18 protein-coding genes, 1 tRNA gene and 1 riboswitch are annotated in these 21608 nt (G+C 56.8%); of the genes, 14 read left to right on the plus strand and 5 right to left on the minus strand.

Annotated features, from left to right (window positions below):
• Genes AC6I8R_RS00595 through AC6I8R_RS00610 form a run of 4 tightly spaced genes read right to left on the minus strand, consistent with a single transcriptional unit; the run spans nt 1 to nt 4299 of the window.
• Nucleotides 1-1473, minus strand: a complete 1473-nt coding sequence (locus AC6I8R_RS00595) for an ABC transporter substrate-binding protein (RefSeq protein WP_036625909.1) — start codon at nt 1471-1473, stop codon at nt 1-3.
• Nucleotides 1474-1526: 53 nt separating this feature from the next.
• Nucleotides 1527-2588 carry an ABC transporter ATP-binding protein gene (locus AC6I8R_RS00600; RefSeq protein WP_021183731.1) on the minus strand — a complete coding sequence of 354 codons (1062 nt, stop codon included), beginning with the start codon at nt 2586-2588 and terminating at the stop codon, nt 1527-1529.
• The gene (locus AC6I8R_RS00605) at nt 2585-3580 is read right to left on the minus strand and encodes an ABC transporter ATP-binding protein (RefSeq protein ID WP_497831790.1); all 996 of its coding nucleotides are present in this window, start codon (nt 3578-3580) and stop codon (nt 2585-2587) included. Before AC6I8R_RS00605 ends, AC6I8R_RS00600 begins: the two co-directional genes overlap by 4 nt.
• Entirely contained in the window at nt 3577-4299 is a 723-nt protein-coding gene (locus AC6I8R_RS00610; protein ID WP_021183733.1) for a FadR/GntR family transcriptional regulator, read from the minus strand. Before AC6I8R_RS00610 ends, AC6I8R_RS00605 begins: the two co-directional genes overlap by 4 nt.
• A 460-nt stretch (nt 4300-4759) precedes the next feature.
• A riboswitch (guanidine-I (ykkC/yxkD leader) is annotated at nt 4760-4854 on the plus strand.
• A gap of 61 nt (nt 4855-4915) precedes the next feature.
• On the opposite strand from AC6I8R_RS00610, the gene AC6I8R_RS00615 reads away from it, so the two are divergent.
• The 7 genes from AC6I8R_RS00615 to AC6I8R_RS00645 all read left to right on the plus strand — a co-directional run bounded on the left by AC6I8R_RS00615 (nt 4916) and on the right by AC6I8R_RS00645 (nt 13157).
• Entirely contained in the window at nt 4916-5974 is a 1059-nt protein-coding gene (locus tag AC6I8R_RS00615; protein WP_415175057.1) for a putative urea ABC transporter substrate-binding protein, read from the plus strand.
• Between the two features lie 15 nt (nt 5975-5989).
• On the plus strand, nt 5990-6802 hold the full coding sequence (locus AC6I8R_RS00620; RefSeq protein WP_021183736.1) for an ABC transporter permease: 813 nt from the start codon (nt 5990-5992) through the stop codon (nt 6800-6802).
• Between the two features lie 10 nt (nt 6803-6812).
• On the plus strand, nt 6813-7574 hold the full coding sequence (locus tag AC6I8R_RS00625) for an ABC transporter ATP-binding protein (protein WP_021183737.1): 762 nt from the start codon (nt 6813-6815) through the stop codon (nt 7572-7574).
• Nucleotides 7575-7585: 11 nt separating this feature from the next.
• Nucleotides 7586-8296, plus strand: coding sequence for an urea amidolyase associated protein UAAP1 (locus AC6I8R_RS00630; RefSeq protein ID WP_021183738.1), 711 nt, complete (start codon nt 7586-7588; stop codon nt 8294-8296).
• The gene (locus AC6I8R_RS00635) at nt 8296-8931 is read left to right on the plus strand and encodes an urea amidolyase associated protein UAAP2 (protein ID WP_208724511.1); all 636 of its coding nucleotides are present in this window, start codon (nt 8296-8298) and stop codon (nt 8929-8931) included. Before AC6I8R_RS00630 ends, AC6I8R_RS00635 begins: the two co-directional genes overlap by 1 nt.
• Before the next feature lie 79 nt (nt 8932-9010).
• Nucleotides 9011-12604, plus strand: a complete 3594-nt coding sequence (gene uca / locus AC6I8R_RS00640) for an urea carboxylase (RefSeq protein ID WP_497831791.1) — start codon at nt 9011-9013, stop codon at nt 12602-12604.
• 256 nt (nt 12605-12860) lie between these two features.
• On the plus strand, nt 12861-13157 hold the full coding sequence (locus AC6I8R_RS00645; protein ID WP_021183741.1) for an HTH-type transcriptional regulator: 297 nt from the start codon (nt 12861-12863) through the stop codon (nt 13155-13157).
• An 83-nt stretch (nt 13158-13240) separates the two neighbouring features.
• Here AC6I8R_RS00645 and AC6I8R_RS00650 read toward each other — a convergent pair whose 3' ends face one another.
• Complete coding sequence (locus AC6I8R_RS00650) at nt 13241-13849, minus strand: HD domain-containing protein (RefSeq protein ID WP_415175071.1); 609 nt, start codon at nt 13847-13849, stop codon at nt 13241-13243.
• Nucleotides 13850-13910: 61 nt separating this feature from the next.
• On the opposite strand from AC6I8R_RS00650, the gene AC6I8R_RS00655 reads away from it, so the two are divergent.
• The 7 genes from AC6I8R_RS00655 to dppC all read left to right on the plus strand — a co-directional run bounded on the left by AC6I8R_RS00655 (nt 13911) and on the right by dppC (nt 21602).
• The gene (locus AC6I8R_RS00655) at nt 13911-14375 is read left to right on the plus strand and encodes a MarR family winged helix-turn-helix transcriptional regulator (protein ID WP_013507300.1); all 465 of its coding nucleotides are present in this window, start codon (nt 13911-13913) and stop codon (nt 14373-14375) included.
• Between the two features lie 86 nt (nt 14376-14461).
• A complete protein-coding gene (locus AC6I8R_RS00660) occupies nt 14462-14890 on the plus strand; it encodes an organic hydroperoxide resistance protein (RefSeq protein WP_013507301.1) in 429 nt (142 codons plus the stop codon).
• A gap of 321 nt (nt 14891-15211) precedes the next feature.
• Nucleotides 15212-16906, plus strand: coding sequence for a kdo(2)-lipid A phosphoethanolamine 7''-transferase (eptB, locus tag AC6I8R_RS00665; protein ID WP_021183743.1), 1695 nt, complete (start codon nt 15212-15214; stop codon nt 16904-16906).
• A 123-nt stretch (nt 16907-17029) separates the two neighbouring features.
• Nucleotides 17030-17106, plus strand: a tRNA-Pro gene (locus tag AC6I8R_RS00670).
• Between the two features lie 752 nt (nt 17107-17858).
• Entirely contained in the window at nt 17859-19469 is a 1611-nt protein-coding gene (gene dppA, locus AC6I8R_RS00675) for a dipeptide ABC transporter periplasmic-binding protein DppA (RefSeq protein ID WP_415175059.1), read from the plus strand.
• A 201-nt stretch (nt 19470-19670) separates the two neighbouring features.
• Nucleotides 19671-20690, plus strand: a complete 1020-nt coding sequence (dppB, locus tag AC6I8R_RS00680; RefSeq protein WP_021183745.1) for a dipeptide ABC transporter permease DppB — start codon at nt 19671-19673, stop codon at nt 20688-20690.
• Nucleotides 20691-20699: 9 nt separating this feature from the next.
• Nucleotides 20700-21602: a dipeptide ABC transporter permease DppC gene (gene dppC / locus AC6I8R_RS00685; RefSeq protein ID WP_415175060.1), complete on the plus strand. Its 903-nt coding sequence runs from the start codon at nt 20700-20702 to the stop codon at nt 21600-21602.
• Nucleotides 21603-21608 lie beyond the last annotated feature (6 nt).

A 21608-nucleotide genomic window follows, 5' to 3' on the forward strand; every position in this document is an offset into this window, starting at 1 on the left:
TTACTGCGCCATGCTCACGCCTGCCAGGCGCACCAGCCCGTCCGGCCAGGCTTTAAAGCCCTGCAATTTTTTCGTCATGCCAAAAATACGTGGCTCAAAGTAGAGGTAAGCAATCGGCATATCGGTTTGCAGTTGGTTCACTACCTTGGTGTAAAGCGCCTGGCGTTGTGCCTGATCGTTGGTTAAACGCGCCGCGTTCAGCCATTCATCCACCTGCGGGTTGCTGTAGCGACCATCGTTGAGGGTGCCTTTGCTGTTAATAAACGAATAAATGCTGCCATCGGGATCAGGACGGCCAGACCAGCCGGACAGGCTGAGCTGATAATCACCGCGCTGCTGACGATCCAGCAGGGTCGCGAACTCGCTCATTTGCAGATTGAGGTTGAAACCTGCTTCGCTCACCATCGCCTGAAGCACCTGACCGACTTGCTGCGCGGTCGGGTTGTTGGTGACCAGCAACGTCAGATTCAGTGGGGTGGTGACGCCCGCCGCCTTCAGCAGCGCTTTGGCTTTCTCCACATCACGCGCTGGAGTTGGAAGGTTGACGTGATACGGGCTGACCGGGGAAAACGCCTGATTAGCCGGGGTGTACAAACCTTCGAATGCCACCTGATTCAGCGCATCGCGGTCAATCGCCAGCGAGAAGGCTTCACGCACGCGCGGATCTTTCAGCGGGCTGTTGGCATCGACTTTGCCGTTGTTAATGTTGAAGGTGATGCCCTGATAGCCAAGACCGGTAACTTTCGCCAGCGCCAGCTTGCTGTCGCCTTCGACAGTTTTCACATCGCTGGCCGCCACGCCTTCGGTCAGGTCGAGATCGCCCGCGCGCAGGTTGGCGAGGCGCACGGAGGCATCAGGAATCGGCAGGAAAATCACTTTATCGAAGTGGTACGCGCCTTTGTTCCAGTAATGATCAAAGCGTTTCAGCACGATGCGGTCCTGCTGCACGCGGCTTTCAAACTGGTACGGACCGGAGCAGACCGGATGGGTGGCGAAGTCGGGTTTCTTCGCGGCTTCTGGCGCTAACATTGCACCGGCACGGTCGGTCAACTGGCTGAGCAGCGCGGCATCCGGGGTTTTCAGGTGGAATTTCACCTGCAACGGCCCGGTCACTTCGACGCTCTGAATCGAGGAGATTTCGCTTTTACGCAGTGAACCCGGCAGGGTCAGCGCACGTTCGATGTTGAATTTCACCGCGTTGGCATCGAATTTCTCACCATCGTGGAAGGTCACACCGTCGCGCAGGTTCATGGTCAGGGTTTTGCCGTCGTCGCTCCACGCCCAATCGGTGGCGAGGCCAGGAATCACTTTCAGGTTCTCATCGACATCGACCAGACGGTCGCACATGGCCGCAAACACAAAACGCCCATAGTAGGTACGCGCCAGATGCGGATCGAGCATGTCCGGGTCAGCACCCAACCCGATACGAATCACGCTTTCAGCATGGCTGTGCGCACTGGCACCCAGCAACATCAGACCACTAAGGGCAGTTAATAACGCTTTCTTCACGGCTTATCTCCAGAGGGTTAGGCTTGCTGATTGACCGCCTGCTCGAACAGCGCACGGCGACGTAAAAAGGCGGCGGAGGGTGGCGCAATCACAATCGCGCTGCGGTCACGGTTAATCTCCTGCCAGCGGTGGCAGGCGATCTGTCGCCCACCACTCAGTACCTGGTTGATCGGTTCAAACTGGCGGCATTCGGCGGTGGCCCACGGGCAGCGGGTATGGAAACGGCATCCGGTGGGGGGATTGGCCGGATTCGGCAGATCGCCCTGCAACATCGGGATGGAACGGCTGGCTCCGGGCTGCATCTGCGGCGCAGAGGCGATTAACGCCTGGGTATAGGGATGGAGCGGCGCATCGAAAATTTCATCGACGGTTGCCAGCTCGACAATCTGGCCGAGGTACATCACCGCCACGCGGTCGCTCATATGACGAATCACCGCCAGACCGTGCGCCACGATGATCATCGTCAGTCCAAATTGCTGCTTCAGGCTCTCCAGCAGGTTCACCACCTGGGCCTGCACTGAGACATCCAGCGCCGATACCGGCTCATCGCCCAGTAATAATTTCGGCCGCGAGGCGAGGGCGCGCGCAATGCCGATGCGCTGGCGCTGCCCGCCGGAAAACTCGTGCGGATAACGCTCCGCCCAGGCTGCGGGCAGACCGACGGTGCGCAACAGCTCCGCCACGCGCGCATGGCGCGCCTCACGGTTCAGTTTGTCGTGCAACCATAACGGCTCACCGACAATCTCTTGTACCGTCATGCGGGGATTGAGCGAGGCGAACGGGTCCTGGAAGATAATCTGTAATTCGCGACGCAGTTGGTTAAGGCGCGCCCCGCTGGCGTGGGTGATGCTCTCGCCCTCGTACATCACCTCGCCGCTACTGGCACCGAGCAGGCGCAGCAGCAGACGTCCCAGCGTCGATTTACCGGAGCCGGACTCACCGACAATCGCCAGGGTTTCGCCTGGCATCACCTGTAATGACACGCGATCCACGGCGGTGACGCCGTGATTGCGTTTAAACAGACGATGCGGTCCGGCGAAGGTTTTGCTTAAGTCGCGACATTCTAAAATCGGTTTCATGCGATCTCTCCCAGCGTAACGTGCTGTTCCAGCGGGGCGCGAAAACAGGCCACCTGATGATCGGCTGCCAGCGCGCGCAACGTCGGACGGTTGTGATGGCAGCGCTGCTCTGCAAACGGACAGCGGGTAGCGAAACGGCAGCCTGCGGGCATGTTCTCCGGTAGCGGTACGGCGCCGGGAATGGTCGCCAGCGCGCCACTGCGCGCGCTGAGGCTGGGGATCGATCCCATCAGCCCGATGGTGTAGGGATGTTGCGGATCGTTGAAAATCGCTTCCACCGTGCCGCTCTCCACCACCTGACCGGCATACATCACCGCCACGCGCTGCGCCACTTCCGCCACGACGCCGAGGTCGTGGGTGATCATCAGCACCGCCGTGCCGGTTTCCTGTTTCAGGGTGTTGAGCAAGTCGAGGATTTGCGCCTGAATGGTGACGTCGAGCGCGGTGGTCGGTTCATCGGCGATCAGCAATTTCGGCTGATTGATCAATGCCATCGCAATCATTACGCGCTGGCGCATCCCACCGGAAAGCTGATGTGGATAAGCCTTGAGACGCATTTCTGCCGCCGGAATCTGCACCTTTTGCAGAATCGATAACGCGGTTGCCATCGCGGTACGACGATCAACGTTACGGTGGCGTATCACCGCTTCGCTCAGTTGGTCGCCCAGCGTAAAGGCCGGGTTCAGCGAGGTCATCGGCTCCTGAAAAATCATCGCCAACTGATTGCCGCGCAGACTGGCGTAGTCGCTGCTGCTGAGTGCACGCAGGTCGCGGCCATCAAAGCGCATCTCACCCTGTAAAATTTGTGCGCTGCCCGGTTGCAGGCCCATAAGCGTCAGCGAGGTGATGCTTTTGCCGCAGCCGGATTCGCCGACCAGCGCCAGCGTTTCCCCGGCGTGCAGCGTCAGGGAGATGTCGTCCAGCACCGTGACCGGCGAGCCGCGAAACTGCACGCGCAGGTTGTTGACCGATAACACAGGTTGGGCGCTCATGGCGTCTCCTCATGGCCGGTGTACAGGGTTTCCATCAGCGCCTGTTGCAGCGCCAGCAGGTGTTCACGCATCGCTGCGGCCGCCTCATGGGGTTGGCGGTTGGCGATATGGTTCAGCAGGCGCTGATGGTGGTTGTCGTAGTTATCAAGGCGCGCCGGGGTACGCGCCTGCACCCGCAGATGCTGCCAGCCAGGATCGCGGCGCACCGCATCGATGGCATCGAACAGTCCCAGCATCAGGCGGTTACCGGCGGCTTCGGCAATGGCGCGGTGAAAGGCGCTGTCCCACAGCTCGTGCTGGTCGCCATCTTCCGGCGCGACAATGCCCTGCATGCGTTCAATCAGGCGCTTCATCAGGGCGATCTGTTCTTTACTGGCGCGCAGCGCAGCAAGACGCGCCAAACCGGGTTCCAGTTGTAGCCGCGCTTCCATCACTTCCAGCAGGTTCGACTGCTGCGGCAAATCATGCAGCGCCAGTGGCTGCACCGGTGCGGCCGGGCCAACGAAGGTGCCTTTGCCCTGTTTACGCCAGATGCGGCCTTCTTCTTCCAGCACATCCAGCGCGCGACGGATTTCACGACGACCCACGCCAAAGCGTTCGGCCAGTTCACGTTCGGTCGGCAGTGCGCGATCGGGCGTGTGCTCCTGCTGTTGAATCAGCTGGCGCAATTGCTCCAGTGCGGAACTGGAGTTGATGGCAGGTTTTGGCGTGTCATTCATAATTGGTTCGCCTGGTTATTCATCAAAGATGTTGCGATGCGATTAAACGCGTCATGCTGCCCTGATGGTAGCGGCGCGATTTATCGCGCGCTTAAGCTGTTTCACGGCTGCTTAGACCTGCGCGATAAATCGCGCCGCTACGGGAGGGGGGCTGTTATCAGCTTAGGCAAGAAGTGAACCAATTTTTAATTGGTTCGGTAATGAATAAATAACCCTATGATCGTTAAGAAAAAGTTTTTTCGTGCCAGATGAAAAGTGAGAAGGGCGTCAACTTCCAGCCTGTTTGCCTGCAACATCCTGGTGCGTGGTTGCTGCATCGCTGTGCATCTTTAGGCCGTCCTGGCGCGGTTTTTTATAAATAATCCATATATTTCAATTTCATATAATATTGGCACTTTTTTTGCCTGACTATTAGCAGATGCAGGAGCGATAGCGGGTAACCGATGTCGCCAGACAATTTGCAATGGGTCACTAGGGTTCCGATCGCGAGATGCTGGTCCGAGAGTGACCGACCGTCCTCTGACGGTTACACGGCGGGATAAAAGCCCGGGAGGAAAGCGAGATCGTTACTCGCCGCCTCCTGCTTTATTCGTCCGCTAACGTCAGAGGAACCACCATGATCAAAGCCTGCCTTCGTTTGCTGTTGCTTTGCACCATCGCGCTGTTCAGCGTTAACACGCTGGCCGCCGCGAAACCTTCCTTCAAGATTTGCTGGTCCATCTATGCAGGCTGGATGCCGTGGGATTACGCCCAACAGAACGGCATCGTGAAAAAATGGGCCGATAAATACGGCATCGACATCCAGTTTGTACAGGTCAACGACTATATCGAGTCGGTCAACCAATATACCGCAGGCGGCTTTGATGGCTGCACCATGACCAACATGGATGCCCTGACCATTCCGGCCACCGGCGGCGTTGATAGCACCGCGCTGATCGTCGGCGACTACTCCAACGGTAACGACGGTATCCTGCTGAAAGGCGCGGATAGCGTGGCGGCGCTGAAGGGCAAACCGATCAACCTGGTGCAATTGTCGGTATCACATTACCTGCTGGCTCGCGCACTGGAGAAATCCGGTATGAGCGAGAAAGACGTCAAGGTAGTGAACACCGCCGATGCCGATCTGGTGGCGGCGTTTGGCACGCCGGACGTCAGCTCCATCGTCACCTGGAACCCGCTGCTGGCGGAAGCGAAGAAGGTGCCGAACAGCCATCTGGTTTTCTCCTCGGCGCAGATCCCGGGCGAAATTCTTGACCTGCTGGTGGTCAACACCAACACCCTGAAGAAATACCCTCAGCTGGGCAAAGCGCTGACCGGTGCCTGGTATGAAACCCTGCAAACGATGGCAGGTGAAGGGGCGACGGCGAAAAAAGCTCGCACCTTTATGGCGCAGGAGTCAGGCACCGATCTTGCGGGTTTTGACCAGCAACTGGCGGCAACGCATCTGTTCAGCGATGCCAAAACCACCCTCGATTTCGTCGAAAGCCCACAGTTGAAAGCCACGATGCAGTTGGTCGCCGAGTTCTCCTTCAAACACGGTTTGTTGGGTGAGGCGGCGCCGAGCGCAGATGTGGTTGGCGTGGAGACACCGGCCGGTAACTGGGGCAACGCAGGTAACATCAAACTGCGTTTCACCGATGAGTTCACCAAACTGGCGGCCGCAGGCCAGTTGTAAGCGGAGGCAAATCCGATGCGTAAACTGATCAACTACCAACCGCTGCCGATGGGCCGCCTGTTGCTCGGGGTGCTGCCGCTGCTGGCGGTGCTGCTGGTCTATCTGTTCGCGTCGGATGCGCGTTTAAGCCTGAATGCGGCGGATAAGCTGCTGCCGGGTTTTAACGCGATGGGCGACGCCATCAACCGGATGGCGTTTCAGCCCAGCCCGCGCACCGGTGAATATCTGCTGTGGACCGACACCGCCGCCAGCCTGATGCGTTTGCTGAGTGGCGTACTGATCAGCGCGATGCTGGCGCTGGCGATTGGCCTGTTCACCGGCGCGCTGCCGGTGGTACGCGCGGTGCTGGCCCCGCTGGTGACGCTGTTCGCGCTGGTGCCACCGCTGGCGATTCTGCCGATTCTGTTTATCTGCTTTGGCCTTGGCGAAGTGTCGAAAGTGGTGCTGATTGTGATTGGCATCACCCCGCTGATTGCGCGCGATTTGCAACTCCAGGTGGAGAAAATCCCGCGCGAGCAACTGGTGAAAGCACAGACGCTGGGCGGCCACAGCGCACAGATTTTGTGGCGGGTGATCCTGCCACAACTGATGCCGCGCCTGTTCGATGCGGTGCGTCTGTCGCTCAGTTCGGCGTGGCTGTTCCTGATCGCCGCAGAAGCGATTGTTGCCACCGAAGGACTCGGTTATCGCATCTTCCTGATGCGTCGCTATCTGGCGATGGACGTGATTTTGCCTTACGTCGCCTGGATCACCCTGCTGGCCTTTGCCCTCGACCTGTTGCTGCGGCTGATTAGTCGTCGCTGCTGGCCGTGGTACTACGCCAAATAAGGAGCGCAACATGCCCTTACTGCAACTGAAAAATCTTGAGAAGCACTATGGTCAGCAAGTGGTGCTGGAACGTCTGAACATCAGCGTGGAAGAGGGGGAGTTTGTGGCGATTGTCGGGGCGTCCGGCTGCGGCAAAACCACCTTCCTTAATATGCTGCTCGGCACCGAAGCCCCCACTAAAGGCCAATTGCTGCTGGATGGCGAACCGATCCCCGATGAACCCGATGCCCATCGCGGCGTGGTGTTTCAACGCTATTCGGTGTTCCCGCATCTGACGGTGCTGGGCAACGTGATGCTGGCGGAAGAGTTCAGCACCGCCCGTTGGCTGGGGCGCGTCTGGGGACGTAAGCGCCAGGCGATCCGTCAGCGTGCGCAGGCGATGCTGGCGCAGGTGGGTCTTGAACATGCGCAAAGTAAGTATCCGCACCAACTGTCCGGCGGGATGCAGCAGCGTCTGGCGCTGGCGCAGGCATTGATGAAGCAGCCGCGTATTTTGCTGCTGGATGAACCCTTTGGCGCGCTCGATCCGGGCATCCGTAGTGAGATGCATCAGTTGATCACTCAACTGTGGCAACAGCATGGCCTGACCATCTTTATGATCACCCACGATCTGAAAGAGGGTTTCAGCCTCGCCTCGCGTCTGCTGGTGTTCGACAAACTGCGCCACGATCCGCACGCGCCGGAAGCCTGGGGCGCAACCATTACCTACGACCTGCCGCTCGATCGGCAGCGACCTGCCGATGCAGCGCTGCCGGAATCGCAGGTCGCCTGAAGGAGAGAATGATGACGACGTCGTATCAAACCCAATTACCGGCTGGCTCGCACTGGTCATTTGTGATGCGCAGCGGCAGCGCGCTGACCCTCACCGATGTGGCAGGCGGAGCCAATGTTGGCATGTTGTTTTACAACCCGGAAAACTTGCTGGAGCGTTACAACGCGCCGGACACCCTCAAGTGCCAGCACACCTTTCGCCTGACCGCCGGGCACTGCCTCTACTCCGACATGGGGCGCATCTTCTGTGGCATTGAAGCCGACAGCTTTGGCTGGCACGAGAGCGTGTGCGGCACGCTGAATGCGCAGCAGACCGCCGCGTTATTTGGTTCCAGCGATTATCAGCAGGCGCGTAACCAACGTCATCAGAACGGCTACGACAGTTTTCTCGTCGAGCTGGCGAAATATGGTCTTGGCAAGCGGGATATGGCGGCCTGCATCAACTTTTTCGCCCAGGTACGCGCCGACGACAACGGTACGTTGCAACGTGAGCAGCAGGGCGCGCAGGGTGCCGAAGTACGACTGCGTTTCGCGATGGATACGCTGGTGCTGCTGCATACCTGCCCGCATCCACTGACGCCAGCCGGTGACTATCCGCGCGCGCCGCTGGGATTGCAGATTGACGCGCAGCGCGCGCCGCTGCCGGAGATTTGCCTGCAACGCGCGGAAAACCAGCGCGGTCTGCGCAATAACGCGCTTTATCAATTGCAGGGAGAGTTGTGATGATCAAAGAAAGTTTACTTAATCCGGCTGAGGCGCATGTTCAGCAGCAGATTGGTGCCGGGGATTACTGGCTGCATCGCATCGAGAAAGGTCAGACGTTGCGTATTACCGATCTGGAAGGCAATCAGGCGGCGGATACGCTGTTTTTCAATGCCGACGATACTGCCGAGCGCTACAGCATGAGCGACACGCTGCGCGGCCAGCACAACGTGTTCCTTACCGCAGGCAGCGTGCTGCGTTCCAATGACGATCGCCCGATGTTGACCATCGTCGCCGATACCTGTGGCCGCCACGACACCCTTGGCGGTGCCTGTGCCACGGAAAGCAACACGGTGCGTTATGACCTCGAAAAGCGTCATATGCACGCCTGCCGCGACAGTTGGATGCTGGCGGTAGCGGAGCACCCGGAGTACGGCCTGACGCGCCGCGATATCACCCACAACATCAACTTTTTCATGAACGTGCCGGTGACGCACGAAGGTGGGCTGACCTTTGCTGACGGTATCTCCGCGCCGGGTAAATATGTCGAGTTGGTGGCGCAGATGAATATCCTGGTGCTGATCTCCAACTGCCCGCAGCTCAACAACCCCTGCAACGGTTACAACCCCACGCCGATTTTAGTCAGCGTGTGGTGATCATCTGACGCAACGGGACGACCCGTTATCTGCCGTCAATGCCAGCGCAGGACGACCTGCCGGAAAGAGAGTAGAAGTCATGATTGAGCGTGTATTGATTGCCAACCGTGGCGCGATTGCGGTGCGCATTATCCGCACCTTACAAGCGATGAACATTAAGGCGATTGCGGTGTATGCCGAAGCCGATCGTCATGCGCGCCATGTGCGGCTGGCCGATGAAGCCTGGTCGCTGGGCGCAGGCCAGGTGCGCGATACCTATCTGAACCAGGACAAGCTGCTGGCGATTGCCGCCGAGAGCGGCGCGCAGGCGCTGCACCCTGGTTACGGTTTCCTGAGTGAAAACCCCGAATTTGTTAACCGCTGCGAGGCCGCGGGCCTGCATTTTCTCGGACCGAACGCGCAGCAGATGGCGGCCTTTGGTCTGAAGCATCGCGCCCGCGCACTGGCGCAAGAAAATAATGTGCCGTTGCTGTCGGGCAGTGGACTGCTGACCTCGCTGGAGCAGGCACAGGCTGCCGCAACGGAAATCGGCTATCCGGTGATGCTGAAAAGCACCGCGGGTGGTGGCGGCATTGGTATGCAGCGTTGCGATGATGCGCAGCAACTGGCTGATGCCTTTACCCGCGTAAAACGTCTGGCAGGCAACAATTTCGCCGACGATGGCGTATTTTTAGAGAAATTTATCGCCCGTGCGCGTCATATCGAAGTGCAGATCTTTGGCGACGGCGCAGGCGAGGTGATTGCGCTGGGCGAGCGTGATTGCTCGGCACAACGCCGTAATCAGAAAGTGATGGAAGAAACCCCGGCTCCGGGCCTGAGTGACGCGGTACGTGCGGAGTTACAGGCTACCGCAGTCCGGCTGGGACGTGCGGTGAACTACCGCAGCGCCGGGACGGTGGAATATGTTTATGACGAGGGCAGCCAGCAGTTCTGGTTCCTGGAAGTGAACACCCGTTTACAGGTGGAACATGGCGTCACTGAGATGGTGTACGGCGTGGATTTGGTGCGCTGGATGGTTGAGTTGGCACAGCAGACGCTAGCGCCGCTCGCCAGTTTGCAGCCAGTGGCAAACGGCCACGCCATTCAGGTGCGGTTGTACGCCGAAGACCCGGCGAAGCAGTTCCAGCCCAGCGCCGGTCTGCTGAGCCATGTGGCGTTTCCTGCTGAGGTGGAAAACGTCACATTGCGCGTCGACAGCAGCGTTGAGGGTGGCATGGAGGTTTCACCGTTCTACGATCCGATGCTGGCAAAGGTGATTGTGCAGGGTGCAGATCGCGATCAGGCGTTGACCGGACTGGCGCAGGCGCTGAACGCGACGGAACTGTATGGCATCGAAACCAACCTGTTATGGCTGCGCCATCTGCTGACTCTCGCGGAGGTGCAGCAGGGACGCATCATTACTGCCACCCTCGGCGCTGTGCAGTGGCAGCCGCCGACGCTGGATATTATCAGCGGCGGTACTCTGACCACGGTACAGGATGCGCCGGGCCGTGTCGGCTACTGGCATGTTGGCGTCCCGCCCTCCGGCCCGTTTGACAGCCGTGCCTTTCAGTTGGGTAACCGCTTGTTGGGCAATGAGCCCCAAGCTGCCGGGCTGGAAATCACCCTGCGTGGACCAACCTTACGTTTCAACCAACGCTGTAGTTTTGTCCTGACTGGTGCCCCCCTGGCGGCGCAGCTCGATCAACACTCGCTGGCAATGAACCAGATTATCTGCGCGCAGGCCGGACAAACTCTGACGCTGGGCGACGTGCGTGACGGTAGCCGCAGTTATCTGCTGCTGGCCGGTGGGTTGGATACACCGCGCTATCTGGGCAGCCGCAGCACCTTTACGCTGGGCAAATTTGGTGGTCATGCCGGGCGCGCGCTACGGGCGGGGGATGTACTGCATCTGGCGGCACCGGCTGAATTGCCCGAGTCGCAACTGCCGCAGGCGTTGTTGCCTGAGCTGAGCGGCCACTGGCAGTTGCGGGTGATTTATGGGCCGCATGGCGCACCGACTTTCTTTACCGACGACGATATCCGTGAATTTTTCGCCGCTGAGTGGCAGGTGCACTACAACTCCAGCCGCACCGGCATCCGTCTTATCGGGCCGAAACCCACCTGGGCGCGTAGCGATGGTGGCGAAGCGGGGATGCATCCCTCCAATATCCACGACAATGCCTATGCTTTCGGCACCGTCGATTTTACCGGCGATATGCCGGTGATCCTCGGCCCGGATGGCCCGTCACTCGGCGGGTTCGTGTGTCCGGCCACGGTGGTTGAGGCCGATCTGTGGAAGCTCGGTCAGTTGAAAGCCGGGGATCGGGTGCAGTTTCTGCCGATCGATCTGGCAAGTGCCGATCAACTGGCGCAAGCGCAGCGTGAGGAGATCGCCAGCCTGCAACCTCAACCGTTAACGGTAAGCGCAGCGCTGCCCCTGATTGATCCAGTGCTGCACCAACATGCAGCAACCGGTGCGCTGCCATCGCTTTGTGTACGCGCCGCCGGTGACCGTTTTCTGTTGGTGGAGTATGGCGATCTTCTGTTAGATATCGCGCTGCGTTTTCGTGTCCATGCGTTGATGCAGTGGCTGGAGGCCCATCCGCTGCCGGGTCAGCTGGAATTGACGCCAGGCATCCGTTCCTTACAGGTTCATTACGACGCGCAGCTTTGTTCAAGAAGTGAGCTTCTGGCGCACATCTTGCACGCAGATAATGTACTGGGAACCTTAGCTGATGCCGCCGTGCCTTCGCGCACCGTGTGGCTGCCGCTCAGCTGGGATGATGAAGCCTGCCGTATCGCGATCCAACGCTATAGCCAGTCTGTCCGACCCAATGCGCCCTGGTGTCCGAGCAACATCGAATTTATCCGTCGTATCAACGGTCTGGAGAGCGTTGAGGCGGTGAAAGAGATTCTGTTCAGCGCCGCGTATCTGGTGATGGGGCTGGGCGATGTGTATCTCGGCGCACCGGTAGCGACTCCGCTTGATCCGCGTCATCGCTTAGTGACCACCAAATACAATCCGGCGCGCACCTGGACGGCGGAGAACTCGGTGGGTATCGGTGGTGCCTATCTGTGCGTATACGGCATGGAAGGACCAGGGGGTTATCAGTTTGTCGGGCGCACCTTGCAGATGTGGAACCGTGACCGCCAAACGTCAGCGTTTAGCCAACCCTGGCTGCTCCGCTTCTTCGACCAGATCCGTTTCTATCCAGTGAGCGCTGACGAGCTGCTGGAGATTCGTGAGCGTTTTCCGTGGGGGGATTATCCACTGCGGATGGAGGAGGGAGAATTCCGCCTCGACGATTATCAGGCGTTGCTGGCACAGCAGGCGATGGACATTGACCGCTTTCAGCAGCAGCGTCAGCAGGCGTTCGACAGCGAGCTGGCGCGCTGGCGCGCTGACGGGCAGTTTACCTTTGATAGCCAGTTGCCGGAGTCGGCCGATGAAGAGACCCGTATTCCCGCCGATTGTTGTGGCGTGGAGAGTCAGGTGGCAGGCAGTGTCTGGCAGTGGCTGGTGGCACCAGGCAGTGACATTGAAGCGGGGGCTACCGTTGGTATTCTCGAGTCAATGAAGATGGAAATCCCGATCGTCGCGCCGGTTAGCGGAAAAATCCATAGCCTGCAACGACAGGTCGGGCAGCAAGTACAGGCGGGTCAGTTACTTATGGTGATCGATCCGGTCTGAGCATAATTTAGATCAATAAATCATCATTAAAAAAGCAGCAAAGCCGGGGATCTGACCCATACTTAAAACCCGGCCAATTGTTGCATTGTTCTGGCATCTTTATCGCAGTGTGCAACAGGCTGTGTCCCGTAACGGTTTCATAATAAATCTTCTTAAACCGTTGCGGGATGCAGCCTGAACCGGTCGGTTTCAGCGTTTGCGGACGCTTTACCTCTCTACTTTCACGTGATTCATAGTGAGTTTTAAGGAGTTCTCTATGGAAATAAAAGATCCAATGGTCGAGTTACTTAGTAGTCTTGAGCAGATTGTTTTGACACGTGATGCACAGCCTTCAGTATCTGAAATCGCCCTTCAAAAGGCGTCAGTTCCCGAGCCACAGCGTTTACGAGAGATGACCGGCATGCAGGTTGATGAATTTGCCCGCGTGATGGGGGTGAGCGTCTCTTCAGTGAAAAGCTGGGAGGCGCAACGTACGCGCCCTTCCGCTACGGCGCGTAAATTGATGAAGCTGTTGCAGGCTAATCCCTATCTGGGTCGACAACTACTTGAGTAAACACCGACTATTCGGTTCTGACCCGCCTTGATGGCGGGTTTTTTTTCGTTTGTCATGAGCACCGGCAGTCGTAGCGGCGCGATTTATGTGTCAGGGTTGGACAGCATCACCCCATATTTGGCCGCCTGCTTCACAAACCAACTCTCCGGCACGCTGTGCGGCGGTTGCGCCAACTGGGTTAGCCCCTGGCGAATAATGTTATCCGCCTGCTGCCAGAGATGTTTATCCCCTTCATTTAACAGCTGAATTTGTATCTGTTTTTCCACCAGATAAACCCGGGCGAAGTCGGCATCGAATTGCACAATGGCACGGGTGTTATCGATGATGTCAGCCAGTTTGATGGTTTGCGCCTCGGGTGACGCCTGCGCGGTATGGCGAAAGTGGACCAGCTTGCGTGCCGCGCGGTTTTTCGCCTGTGGCTGTGCGCTGTCGGTGAGCATATCCACCAGTTCAGCCACGCGTGGGCCGAAGAGGCGGGCGATGTCTGCCAAAGTGCTGGCGGTGTCTTCCACCGTGTCGTGCAGCCAGGCCGCTGCCAACATTGCTTCGTCATCGGTCACGCTACGCACCAGCTCGACCACCGCCGCCGGATGGACGATATAGGGTTCATCGGTATATTTGCGCCGCTGTCCGGCTTCGGCATGAGCCTGGGTGGCATAGTGACGCGCCTGATCTTCCAGTGAATCCCGCATCATTGTCTGCTCCGTAAAAAGTAGCTTGCAATTGTCTAGCGCGCTATCTATATTAAATCGCATGAACAGTAATCAAGATGACAAAAAAGTGTCGCAGACGCCACTCAAGCTGGATCAGCATCTCTGTTTCGCCCTCTATTCGGCGAACCTGGCGATGCACAAGGTCTATCGTCAGCTGCTGGGACAGCTGGAAATCACCTATCCGCAATATCTGGTGATGCTGGTGCTGTGGACGCAGGATGATGTGACGGTATCGGAGATCGGCGAGCAGCTGTTTCTCGACTCCGCCACGTTGACGCCGTTGTTGAAACGGCTGGAAAGCGCCGGGCTGTTGCGCCGCGCGCGCTCGCGTCAGGATGAACGTCAGGTTGTTGTGACCCTGACCGACGAGGGAAGGGCATTACGCCAGAAAGCGGAATCCATTCCGGAAGCGATCAAATGCGCTGCGGCTTGTGATGATGAGACGCTGCTGGCGCTGAAAAACCAGTTGGATGATCTGCGCGACAATCTGAATCGCGCGAAGTAATTCAGTGCGGGTGCGCTGCGCCCGTGTCATATCAGGCTGCGCTATGTAAGTAGCGCGCGATAAAATAGCGAATTAGTGAGGTTATCATGTCTTTAGAAAAAGTTGTTTATACCGCAAAAGCCAAAGCCACCGGTGGTCGTGATGGCCGCGCTACCTCTTCTGATGGCGTGCTGGATGTGAAACTGGGCGTGCCAAAAGAGATGGGCGGTGCAGGCGGTGAAGTGACTAACCCGGAGCAACTGTTTGCTGCTGGTTATTCTGCCTGTTTCCTCGGTGCGATGAAGTTTGTCGCGGCGCGCGATAAATTCGCCATTGCGAAAGATGCGTGGATTGAAGGTGAAGTTGGTATCGGCCCGATCCCCAACGGTTTTGGTATTGAAGCCAAACTGAATATTCATCTGCCGGGGATGGATGCCGCTGAAGCGCAGAAACTGGTCGATGCTGCGCATATCGTCTGCCCTTACTCTAATGCCACCCGTGGCAATATCGATGTGACGCTGAATATCATCAACTAAGGCAGAACGTGTTGATACGTAGCGGCGCGATTTATCGCGCGCTTTTAAAAACAGCGCGGTAAATCGCGTCGCTACGAGATACGTCACTTTTTGAAGTGTGCAAAAAATGCTCAACCTGGAGCGATAACAAGATTTGTCTGGTCACACCTCTTAACGCATGTTTTACTGAGCCACTTCGCAAAATTGCTATGCCCTCGGTTCAGATTCCTCCCGAACAGTTCCTTGCATCACGCTTTTCTGCGGTAAAAGCGAACTCTATTGCCTTTACATAGTCCCACTTTAGGGTTACCGCTCCGACATCAGCCGGGAATAAATAAATTCATGAATTATATTAAGACCTTAACGCAGCAGAAGCTGTCATTGATGCTCGCGCTTTATATCGGCATTCTGTTGAATTTGCCGATTTTTTATCGCCGATTTGACGGCTTTCTGACGAAATCCTCACTGACAAATTGGGCTTCGGCGCTGGTTGAAGTGGTCGCCGCCGTGCTGTTGACCTTCTTCCTGATGCGACTCTTATCGCTCGGCGGTAAATGGGCTTACCGCGTGCTTGCCAGCCTGCTGGTGGTGATTTCGGTTGCTGCCGCCTATTACATGGCGTTTTTTAACGTGGTGATTGGCTATGGCATTGTCGCCTCGGTAATGACCACCGATGTGGATCTGTCAAAAGAAGTTATCGGCCTGCATTTCGTGCTGTGGATGGTGCTGGTGAGTGCCCTGCCGCTGCTGATGATTTGGCGCAATAACCTGAGTAAGACGCTGATTGAGCAGCTGAAAACCCCAGGCCAGCGCATCAAACCAACCCTGATTCTGTTGCTGAGCGTGGCGCTGGTGTGGCTGCCGATTCGCTATTTTGACAAGCTGCAAAAAGCCAACGAAGAGATCACCAATATCGATCTGCCCAGCTACGGCGGTGTGGTGGCGCACTCCTATCTGCCTTCAAACTGGATTGCCGCGCTGGGGCTGTTTGCCTGGACCAAACTGGATGAAGAGGTGGACAGTCAGGAGCTGCTGGACCCGGCGAAAAAGTTTACTTACGTGGCCCCGGCAGGAATTGATGATACCTACGTGGTGTTTGTGATTGGTGAAACCACGCGCTGGGACCATATGGGGTTGTTGGGCTATCAGCGCGATACCACGCCGAAGCTCTCGAAAGAGAAAAACCTGGTGGCGTTCCGCGGCGAGTCTTGTGATACCGCCACTAAGCTGTCGCTGCGCTGCATGTTCGTACGCGAAGGTGGCACGATGGATAATCCCGGTCGTACCCTGAAAGAGCAGAACATTTTCGCGGTACTGAAAGAACTGGGTTTCACCTCCGAGTTGTTCGCCATGCAAAGTGAAGTGTGGTTTTACGATAACGCCGATGTGAATAACTTCTCTTTCCGCGAACAAATTGGTTCTGAGAAGCGTAATCAGGGAAAACCGGTGGATGATATGCTGCTGGTGCCGGAATTGCAGGCATCGCTGGAACGTTATCCACAAGGTAAGCATCTGGTGGTGCTGCATACCAAAGGTTCACATTACCTGTATTCGCAGCGTTATCCGCGCAGTTTCGCCCGCTACCAACCGGAGTGTATGGGGGTGGATGAAACCTGTAGCAAAGCGCAGTTGATTAACGCTTATGACAACTCGATTTTATACGTCGATACGATGCTCGATAGCGTGTTTGATCAGCTGCGTGATAAGAAGGCGATTGTGTTTTATGCCGCCGACCACGGTGAGTCGATCAGCGAGAATATGCATCTGCACGGTACACCGCGTGAGATGGCACCACCGGAGCAGTTCCGGGTACCGATGATCGTCTGGGCCTCGGATAAGTATTTGGCCGACCCCAACAATCGCAGCAATTTTGAGCGTTTACAGGCGCAGCAGCGTGTTGGCAAGACGCATCGTCACGTCGAGTTGTTTGATACCATTCTCGGCTGTCTGGGCTATACCTCACCGGACGGCGGTATTAAAGCGGCGAACAACTGGTGTCAGGCACCGGCGGTTACCTCTGAGGCCAAACCGCTGTAATTTTGCCTGAACTTATTGAGCAGCGGGGGCTTTTTCTCCGCTGCCTGCTTTTCAGGCGATCGCATGGAATTGCACAAAAAGGGATTGACGCTCCCGGAGTGGCGCAGTAAGATGCGCCCCCATCGGTGAGTGGCGCAGCCTGGTAGCGCACTTCGTTCGGGACGAAGGGGTCGGAGGTTCGAATCCTCTCTCACCGACCAAATTTAAGAAACCTGCTTGTAAAAGCAGGTTTTTTTTCGTCTGTATCATCCGTAGCGGCGCGATTTATCGCGCGGTTTTTTCCGGCGTCGTACACAAAATTGCGCGATAAATCGCGCCGTTACGGCCTGGTGTGGCGAATGATTAAAGATTTAAAGTTAATCTTTCACCCCTTACGTCCGTCGATCGTCCATTAGTCGTCATTATTCCTGCTCGCGGCTATCAATCCCTTGCCACTTCTCAGCCTGCCGCTTAATTCGCGACACATTCTTCTTATGACCGCTTTTTGCTTTTTGCTGATTTCTTATGCCATTAGTACAGCATATTTCTCTGCCTGAACGTCATAACGCACGGGGAATCGTTCATATATTCAACATTTACCGGTAATATTTGTATGTTTTTTAGCGGTGATAATCACTGTCATTTGGTGGTTTTCCCAGATAATCACTCGGCATAGCGCGCTTTATCACCTTTTTAAATATTGGCTTACCGGTTGAAGGGTGTTTTTTATCGTTGCTTGCGGTTACTCACACTCTCTGTAAATAACCCCACCTTGTATTGACGTTCTTTGCAACTGTTGACAAATTGATGCGTCAATAGATGCAGAGTCCGACGCGTCTGGCAGATTCCACGGTGCCAGCGCAACAAAAACAACGATTCGCATTTTGGTCACAAAAGTGACTTGCCTGAACCGCATAAAAAAATCAGAGGTCAGGCGCAACGCACACAACATCACATCACAATGGAGCAAAACATGATCAACTCCCTGGCTAAATCCAGGATGCTGAAGGTCGGTCTGAGCCTGATTGCTATGACCGTTGCCGCGGGTGTCCAGGCGAAAACCCTCGTTTACTGTTCAGAAGGTTCGCCGGAAGGCTTTAACCCTCAGCTGTTCACCTCTGGTACCACCTACGATGCCAGCTCCGTACCGATCTACAACCGTCTGGTTGAATTCAAAATCGGCACCACAGAAGTGGAACCGGGCCTGGCTGAAAAGTGGGATGTGAGCGCTGACGGCAAAACCTATACCTTCCATCTGCGCCAAGGCGTGAAGTGGCAAACCACCAAAGACTTCAAACCGACGCGTAACTTCAACGCTGATGACGTGGTTTTCTCCTTCGAGCGTCAGCTCGATAAAAACAACAAGTACCACGGCGTTTCTGGCGGCAGCTACGAGTACTTCGAAGGCATGGACATGCCGAACTTGATCAGCAAAATCGAGAAAGTGGACGATCACACCGTTCGCTTCGTGCTGACTCGTCCGGAATCTCCGTTCCTGGCCGACCTCGGGATGGACTTCGCCTCTATCCTGTCGAAAGAGTACGCGGATAACATGCTGAAAGCCGGTACGCCGGAAAAAGTGGACCTGAACCCGGTAGGTACCGGTCCGTTCCAGCTGCTGCAATACCAGAAAGACTCGCGCATCCTCTACAAAGCGAACCCGGATTACTGGGGCACCAAGCCGAAGATCGATCGCTTAGTCTTCTCCATCACGCCAGATGCTTCCGTGCGTTACGCCAAGTTGCAGAAAGGCGAGTGCCAGGTGATGCCGTACCCGAACCCGGCTGATATCGCCAGCATGAAGAAAGACAAAAACATCAATCTGATGGAACAACCGGGTCTGAACGTCGGCTACCTGTCGTTCAACACCGAGAAAAAACCGCTGGATAACGTGAAAGTGCGTCAGGCACTGACGATGGCGGTGAACAAGAAAGCCATCATTGATGCGGTTTATCAGGGTGCTGGCCAGGCCGCGAAAAACCTGATCCCGCCAACCATGTGGGGTTACAACGACGCGGTGCAGGATTATCCGTATGATCCGGCTAAAGCCAAAGCGCTGCTGAAAGAAGCGGGCCTGCCAGATGGCTTCACCATCGACCTGTGGGCGATGCCGGTACAGCGTCCGTACAACCCGAACGCCCGTCGTATGGCGGAAATGGTTCAGGCTGACTGGGCGAAAATCGGTGTCAAAGCCAACATCGTTACCTACGAGTGGGGCGAGTACCTGAAGCGTGCCAAAGCGGGTGAACATCAGAGCGTGATGATGGGCTGGACCGGTGATAACGGGGATCCGGACAACTTCTTCGCCACCCTGTTCAGCTGTGCAGCGGCGAAAGACGGTTCTAACTACTCACGTTGGTGCTACAAGCCGTTTGAAGATCAGATTCAGCCAGCCCGTGCTGAAGCCGATCACAACAAACGTATTGAGTACTACAAACAGGCACAGGTGATCATGCATGATCAGGCTCCGGCGCTGATCATTGCGCACTCGACTGTGTATGAGCCAGTCAGCAAGAAAGTGACCGGCTATGTGGTTGACCCGTTAGGTAAACATCACTTCGAAAACGTCGATATCCAGGAATAACCTTTCGGATTATGGCGGTCAGGGCCGACGCCGTCGGCCCTCGGGCGGCTTCTTCGCCGCCCGCACTCCGCACTTTTTTTCCGGCTAATTTCTTTTTATTGAAGCGCTTCTGGCGTCGCGTTCGGCTATGTGCCGGATGCATGTTTTGAGCAATGTAGTCCCCGGCGGCAACGCTGCGGGAAATGACTGAGAGTACGGCTTATGCTGCAGTTCATACTCCGACGTCTGGGCCTTGTCATCCCAACGTTTATCGGTATTACCCTGTTGACCTTTGCGTTTGTTCACCTGATCCCCGGCGACCCGGTACTGATCATGGCGGGTGAGCGTGGTATTTCGCCCGAGCGTCATGCTCAGTTGATGGCGATGTTTGGTCTTGACCAACCCCTGTGGAAACAATATCTCACCTACATCAACGGCGTGTTGCACGGTGATTTAGGTATCTCGCTGAAAAGCCGCATTCCGGTGTGGGACGAATTCGTACCGCGCTTTAAAGCCACGCTGGAGCTGGGCATCTGCGCAATGATCTTCGCCATTGCCGTCGGCATTCCGGTCGGCGTACTGGCGGCGGTCAAACGCGGTTCCGTCTTTGATCACACCGCCGTGGGCATCTCCCTGACCGGCTACTCGATGCCGATTTTCTGGTGGGGCATCATGCTGATCATGCTGGTGTCGGTGCAGCTCAACCTGACGCCGGTCTCCGGGCGTGTCAGTGACACCATCTTCCTTGATGATAGCCATCCGCTTACCGGCTTTATGCTGATCGATACCCTGATCTGGGGCGAGCCGGGCGACTTCAAAGATGCGGTGATGCATATGATCCTGCCTGCCATCGTGCTGGGGACTATCCCGCTGGCGGTGATTGTTCGTATGACTCGTTCCTCCATGCTGGAAGTGCTGGGCGAAGACTACATCCGCACCGCGCGTGCCAAAGGGCTGACGCGTATGCGGGTGATCGTGGTGCACGCCCTGCGTAACGCCATGCTGCCGGTGGTGACGGTTATCGGTTTACAGGTCGGTACGCTGCTGGCCGGGGCCATCCTGACAGAAACCATCTTCTCCTGGCCGGGCCTTGGGCGCTGGCTGATTGAAGCGCTGCAACGCCGCGATTATCCGGTGGTGCAGGGCGGCGTGCTGCTGGTGGCGATTCTGATCATCCTGGTCAACCTGTTGGTTGATCTGTTGTACGGCGTGGTTAACCCACGTATCCGTCATAAGAAATAAGGGGGCATCATGTCTGCTGTTGATCCCGCAAGCGTAAGCGCTGCACCCAAGCCGATGACCCCGATTCAGGAATTCTGGCACTACTTCAAACGTAATAAAGGCGCAGTGATTGGTCTGGTGTACATCATCCTGATGTTGCTGATCGCCATCTTTGCTGAATTCCTGGCGCCGCATGCCCCTGCGGAACAGTTCCGCGATGCGTTGCTGCATCCGCCAGTGTGGCAGGAAGGCGGCACCTGGAAGTTTATCCTCGGCACCGATGATGTTGGCCGCGATATTCTGTCGCGTCTGATGTATGGCGCACGCCTGTCGCTGCTGGTGGGCTGCCTGGTGGTGGTGCTGTCGTTGATCCTCGGGGTGGTTTTCGGTCTGATGGCCGGTTACCTCGGTGGTGTGGTTGACGCCATCATCATGCGCCTGGTCGATATTATGCTGGCACTGCCGAGTCTGCTGCTGGCGTTGGTGCTGGTGGCGATTTTTGGTCCGTCGATTGTGAACGCCGGGCTGGCGCTGACCTTTGTGGCATTGCCGCACTATATCCGTCTGACGCGTGCTGCGGTGCTGGTGGAAGTGAACCGCGATTACGTCACCGCTTCCAGCGTGGCGGGTGCGGGTACGCTGCGCCAGATGTTCGTCAATATTCTGCCTAACTGCCTGGCACCGTTGATTGTGCAGGCGTCGTTAGGTTTCTCCAACGCCATCCTCGATATGGCGGCGTTGGGCTTTCTCGGTATGGGGGCGCAGCCGCCGACACCGGAGTGGGGCACCATGCTCTCCGACGTGTTGCAGTATGCGCAAAGTGCCTGGTGGGTCGTGACCTTCCCCGGAGTGGTCATCCTGCTCACGGTTCTGGCATTCAACCTCATGGGCGATGGTTTGCGTGATGCACTCGACCCGAAACTCAAGCAGTAAAGAGGC

The organism is Pantoea sp. X-Soil-OKNW-713 (assembly GCF_059730685.1).